This window comes from Phocaeicola faecalis (assembly GCF_021730445.1).
Classification (GTDB): domain Bacteria; phylum Bacteroidota; class Bacteroidia; order Bacteroidales; family Bacteroidaceae; genus Phocaeicola; species Phocaeicola faecalis.
This window is the reverse complement of sequence record NZ_JADNRM010000036.1, coordinates 1-5,491: the sequence shown is the minus strand read 5'-3', so window position 1 is coordinate 5,491 and position 5,491 is coordinate 1. Positions and strand designations below refer to the sequence as shown.

Sequence of the window (5,491 nt, the reverse complement as noted above, 5' to 3'; positions counted from 1 at the left end):
AATCCGGTACCGAACTTGTAGGTGATACCCACCAGCACATTATAATAGGAATCGAAGCTGTGGTCGTCCTGACGGTTCCAGCGGTCGGAAACACCGTTGGCCAGTGCTTCAACATTGAAGTCGAACGCCTTGTTCAGACGGAAGCTGGCCTGAAGACCCAGTCTGGCCATAAAGCTGCTCGCACCCTCGTCAAAGGTCTGGTTGTAACCGACACCCGCGATAAGGCGTGCATTAAAGAAGCGTTCGGGGTTGCTTCCGCAGAACAGGCTGCTCATGTTGAACAGGCCGTCCACGGTGGCCGCACCATAATAGAATCCGCGTGCGGGCTTGCTTCCGCTTCCGGCCCTTCCCCTCCAGCCGCTGACGGCCAGACGTGCGCCCACATAGGGGTTGAAGTATTTACCGACAGCGATTTGCCCTGCCGGAGAGATCAGTTTGCCGATACCTGTACCGTCCAAAGAATAGGAGGCACCCACCTGGCCCTGGAGGAACCAGTTGTTTTCTGTACTCTGAGCATGTGAAACGGCTGCGGTGCCGAACAGGGCGAAAGCAGCCACTAATAAAGTCTTTCTCATAATCAATACTTTTAGGGATTAATTATTTTATCTGTTTACCAAACCACTCACCACATTGTCTGATCAGTTCTTCTTTTTTCTCGGGAGAAAAACGGGATTTATATGATTTATAAATATAAACCCCTACAATGTTATCCCTGTTCAGAAGTATCTGTTCCTGCAGCAAAGAAGTGAACAGCGGAGCTATTTCTGCAGCAGACAATTCTTTTTTGAGCATTTCCCCATGAAAAGCATCGGTTGCCAAAAGGAAATCCTGTAAACGGTCATTCAAGGGGGTGCCATACGTAAGAATGGTTTCACCCATGATTACATTTACATCTCCCTCACCCACTACCACAGGCAGGGAAAGGGGAAGATTCTCCTCCAGGGCATTTCTCAAGGCCAACAGACGGATGCCTTTGACTGAATCGGGAATATGGAACACGAATTTGCCATCGTTTACCCTGGTACTGTCTATCGTCTTATAACTATAGGCATCGCATAAATAGACATTCTTGGCTTCATGCTTCAATACGCTCAGTTTGCCATGGATGGTCGTACCACCGTCAGAACAGGAACTGAAGGAGACAGCTTCAATTGTAATAAGTAAAAACAGAATATATTTTTTCATTCCGGGTTCTCTCATTTGAAAAAAGCCGTCCGGCTAAATCGCTTTAGCGGAACGGCCTTTTGTTATTTACTACGTAAACGGATTACGTTAGAATCTTATACCCAGTTTCAGCACCGGCATATCAAAAATCTTGATATTGTGGTGAGAAGCGTTGTATTTGTCAAAACCTTTGGGACAGAGCTGGATGACATCGTAGCGGTAGGCCAGGGGTTGGAACTGGAATCCCAGTACCAGACCCGGAGCCAGGCTATACTCGATACCGGCTACACCGGCGGCCTTAACACCGAACATCTGGCCGGCATTGCTGCCGCTGCCGTAAACCTGTTCGGGTACTTCCACTTCTGTATCAGGGTCTTTCACCATATCACCCGTATAAGGTTTTGTTGTCTCAACACGTGCCATCTGGAAGCCCAGAGAGCCGCCCAGATAGGGATGGATGCGAGGGTTGCCCACCTTGAAATAACGGTTGGTTCCTACAGCCGCGTACCAGTTATTGCTCATCCGTGCACTGATGTAACTCTGCGCGGGAATAATCATATCCGGTACTTCGTCATATTCTCCTTCCACATAGTCCTTCTTGGGAGTCAGGTTGATATTCATGCTAAACTGGAAGTTGATGTCCCAGCAGTCAGACAGGAAATATTTTCCTTCAATACCCAGAATATTGGTCAGACTATTGTTATTCAAGCCGTCAATGTTCAAATATGCGCTTAAATCCCCATCCTGAGCATCCGCATCGGGAAGCCCTATGGTACCGTCTTTGTCAACCGTACCATTATGAGAGAATTTTGGCAGCAGGTAAGAGGTGTTTTCGTTGTAGAAATTGTTACCTCCGCCCAGCAGCACTGATATCTGCCATTGACCTTTCTTGGGAGCAAACGACACACCATCACAACTGCTGCCCACAGTCTGCGCCAAAAGAGGCGCAGACAAGGTAGCAAGCAAGAGTAATGTGCATAGTTTCTTAATCATTATATACTATTTTTATAGTGTTGATGAAACTCTATTATTCGGCTGATGTATCACCAGCCATGATTTGCAAGGCTGTTTCCAAATTCTTAAGAGCAACAGCATACTTGTCTTGAGCTTTTTCCAAATCAGTCATTGCTGCTTCCAATTGCTTGCGAGCCAAGACTTCTGCTCCATATTCACCGGACAAGGCCTTTTCTAATGTGACTTTAGCATTTGCAAGAGCAATCTTCTTATCATTGAGTTCGGTCTTTGCTTCTGTTATTTTTTCATTAAGACTTTCGATGAAACCTTCATAATCATTAATCTCTCCATCGGTTTCATTTTTAAGGTATGTGTTAACAGCAGCAACTAATGCAGCCTTTACTTCACCCGCTGCTTTTTTATAAGCATCCACGACTTGTTTTTGAGCAGTTAATTCTTTAGTATCCTTAGCTGTTTCCCAAGCCTCTTTTGCTTCTTCTTCAGCAGTATTCAATGCTTCCAATTTTTCAACAGCAGCTTTTTGTGCAGCTTCAATGCTTTCTTTCTCAGCTGTCAGGCTAACTTTGGCAGCAACCAAGTCCTTCATCCATGTTTCATAATTTTCATATTCTTTATCTTCCATGGCAAGTTTGGCATCCAAATATTTACCCATAGCACCACACTCGTCAAATGTAGCATGACCGCTTTGTACGAAAGCAATAACTTCTGCTTCTGTCGGTTCAATCTCAAGATACTTTTTGCCACTTTGAGATTCTTCTGCAATCTTTAGACCAAATGCGTCTTCGGATGCGGTTACTAATGCAGTCAACAAAGAAGTTTTATTATCTCTCTTTACCAAACCGGCACTAATCGTGTGTTCTATTTTTGTTTTACCATCAACCACACTAGTAATTGTTTCCTGTTTACCAGTAGAAACCATCTCAACAAAATAGTTTACATCACCAACTTCTGTTGCTATGTTCATTAATTCAACGCCACCATTTGTACCAGACAACCATTCTTTAATAGTCTTGGTTGTATAGCCTGTTGGGATTTCAGTACCACCTACAGTCGTTGTATTCAATACTGAGAACTTCGCTAATACTACATTGAACTTTTCAGCTTCTGTATAGAATGTAACCAATGCTGAAGCTAACGTATTGGCTGCTGTCAGTTTTGCAATTGCCTTGTCAGTAGCTGTCCCTGTACCATTCTCAATCTTACTTACGGCATCTGTATAAGTTGCAACAGCAGTTTGTGCTTTGTCTAAAATACCAGTTTTATTAGTGTTTGTCCATTTGTCGTCAGCCGGACAACCTTCATACTTAGTCTTGGCATCTTTATATTCTGTCACAGCATCTTGGTAAGTCTTAGTTTCAGCCTTGATACCATTTTCTTTCCAATTCTTCAATACATTAATTCTTTCACTGGTATAACCGGCCAATTTGTGGTCTACCTTTTCTATCTCACGTTTTACTGTTTCCAAACTTGTACCGGCAGGAGCGTTCTTTTCAATTTCAAAGTCTGCCAGACCATAACTATATCCGTTGTCAAAAGCGTATTCATACTTATAAGCATCAACAGGCAGTTTTTCACCTTTTGAGCCTATCTTTGTTTTGTATTCATTTGTAGCTCCTTGAGCCTTCTTATAAGCTAATTCTGCATCTACAGCTTCCTGGCTATTCTCTTTTATTTCAATTTCAGAAGCCAGTTTCATAGACTGATTTTCCAAAGTTTTAATAGAGTCTGTCAATGTTTCAATTTCTTCTACCCAATTAACAGCTGCAGGATTCTTTTCGACGAAAGCTTCCAAATCAGCAACTTTTTTTGTTGCAGTTACAACGCCCAAAGAATCTTTGACAATCTGATTTTGATATTCTTCAATCAAATTATCTTTTTGGTCATCGTCAACATACAAACCGTGAGCCTTTTTCATCAAAATCTCATTCAATTTTTTCTGCTTATCATCTACAATTCCAGCAAAACTGTCCTCTGCTTTTATTGTAATAGTATTTTTCCCATCTGCAGAAACAATTGTTCCACCATAAATCTGTGCATACAAATCATCTACAAGTCCTTGTAGGTCAGATACTTTTACTCGATCTTTTTCAGATAAGGTAGCCTTAGCTATTTCAATTTGTTTAATAGCTAATTCATATTGACGCTTTGCTATAGCCAAATCTTTTTGTAACTTAACCATAACAGTATCGTGTGTCAAGGCTGCTTCTTCCATCTGTTGCTTATAATAAGCAATCAGACTATCAGCTTTTGCTCTTTCTGCGTCAGAAACAGCTGCCATAGAATCAGCTTCAGCTTGTTTCTTTGCAGCATCTGCATTCCAATAAGCAGCTTGTGCTTTCTGTACTTCAGCTTGTGCTAAGATTAAAGCGGCATTTGCATTTTCACGAGCAGCATTTGCTGCTTCTACGGCTACTTTTGCTCTAATCAGCTCAGCTTTGGCACCGCGAAGTTCTTCGATACCTGCGGGTTCATCGTTGTCGATACATCCCGTGAAAGTCACTGAAGAGCCGGCCATAAGAGCTCCGAACAGGACTACACTTAAAAATTTTTTGTTCATAATAGAAAAACTTTAAATTTATAAATTTAAAAACTTGATTTGTTTTTTTTGTTTATTATTATATAAAGGACTTAATCGTATTTAGAGGGAAACGGGAGCGAGTCTCCGGGGTACCGTGAAGGGACCGTGCCAACTTCTTTGGTAAAGGCAGAATAGAAGACACTTCTGGAGGTAAACCCGCAAAGCTTTATCAACTCGTCAGCCGTGTATTTTTCCTTTCGCAGAAGGAGTTTGGCATACTCCACCCGACACCTGTTTACCAGTGTCTTAAGGTTGCACTTGAAGTAATGATTCACGACATTTGAGAGGTAGGTAGTATTCGTGCCGATTGCAAAAAGAAGATATTACGCTGATTATCAGTGGTATTGGAGAAAGAGAAGCAGTTTGGGATTTATCCCTTATTTTATATAGGTTCTATATAAATATTGGAGGTATTCCACGATTCCATCAAGAGAAATAATACTAACAGGAAAGGGAAGGAACGGGATGTTATCAGAGTAAAACGAAAGAGGCATACAGTCCTCACACGAATGTCATACTGTCAAATAAAGCAACCAATTTTTATAGAAAAAAGCTTGCCGATTCTCGTTTTATTATGTTCCTGCAAAATCCGGCCTCTCTAAATAAAATCTCCCGCCTTCTTGTCCGGTTCCCATTAAAAGATTATCTTTGTTGAAAATACAGTGATATGGGAAAATTTATCAACCCTTTTACGGACGTGGGTTTCAAGAAGATATTCGGTCAGGAGGTCAGCAAGGATTTGCTGATAGACTTCCTGAACGACCTGCTGGTGGG

At 42.0% G+C, this 5,491-nt stretch carries 5 protein-coding genes and 1 pseudogene; 1 reads left to right on the top strand and 5 read right to left on the bottom strand.

The window, feature by feature from the left end:
* The 5 genes and pseudogenes from IR173_RS17770 to IR173_RS17750 all read right to left on the bottom strand — a co-directional run.
* Positions 1-575 (bottom strand): annotated as a pseudogene (locus tag IR173_RS17770) (OmpA family protein); the annotation flags it as partial.
* A gap of 22 nt (positions 576-597) precedes the next feature.
* Positions 598-1,185 carry a DUF4369 domain-containing protein gene (locus IR173_RS17765; RefSeq protein WP_237040845.1) on the bottom strand — a complete coding sequence of 196 codons (588 nt, stop codon included), beginning with the start codon at positions 1,183-1,185 and terminating at the stop codon, positions 598-600.
* Positions 1,186-1,272: 87 nt separating this feature from the next.
* On the bottom strand, positions 1,273-2,157 hold the full coding sequence (locus IR173_RS17760) for a BT1926 family outer membrane beta-barrel protein (RefSeq protein WP_237040844.1): 885 nt from the start codon (positions 2,155-2,157) through the stop codon (positions 1,273-1,275).
* A gap of 34 nt (positions 2,158-2,191) precedes the next feature.
* On the bottom strand, positions 2,192-4,696 hold the full coding sequence (locus IR173_RS17755) for an HlyD family secretion protein (RefSeq protein WP_237040843.1): 2,505 nt from the start codon (positions 4,694-4,696) through the stop codon (positions 2,192-2,194).
* Positions 4,697-4,767: 71 nt separating this feature from the next.
* Positions 4,768-5,025: a helix-turn-helix domain-containing protein gene (locus IR173_RS17750; protein WP_394800688.1), complete on the bottom strand. Its 258-nt coding sequence runs from the start codon at positions 5,023-5,025 to the stop codon at positions 4,768-4,770.
* A gap of 359 nt (positions 5,026-5,384) precedes the next feature.
* Between IR173_RS17750 and IR173_RS17745 the strand changes: the two genes are divergently transcribed.
* Positions 5,385-5,491 (top strand): Rpn family recombination-promoting nuclease/putative transposase (locus IR173_RS17745; protein WP_237040846.1); only part of this gene is annotated, 107 nt, incomplete at its 3' end.

Bases quoted from the DNA above. Each gene is read 5' to 3' on its own strand.
- IR173_RS17765 (WP_237040845.1), bottom strand. From the start codon at position 1,185: ATGAAAAAATATATTCTGTTTTTACTTATTACAATTGAAGCTGTCTCC.
- IR173_RS17760 (WP_237040844.1), bottom strand. From the start codon at position 2,157: ATGATTAAGAAACTATGCACATTACTCTTGCTTGCTACCTTGTCTGCG.
- IR173_RS17755 (WP_237040843.1), bottom strand. From the start codon at position 4,696: ATGAACAAAAAATTTTTAAGTGTAGTCCTGTTCGGAGCTCTTATGGCC.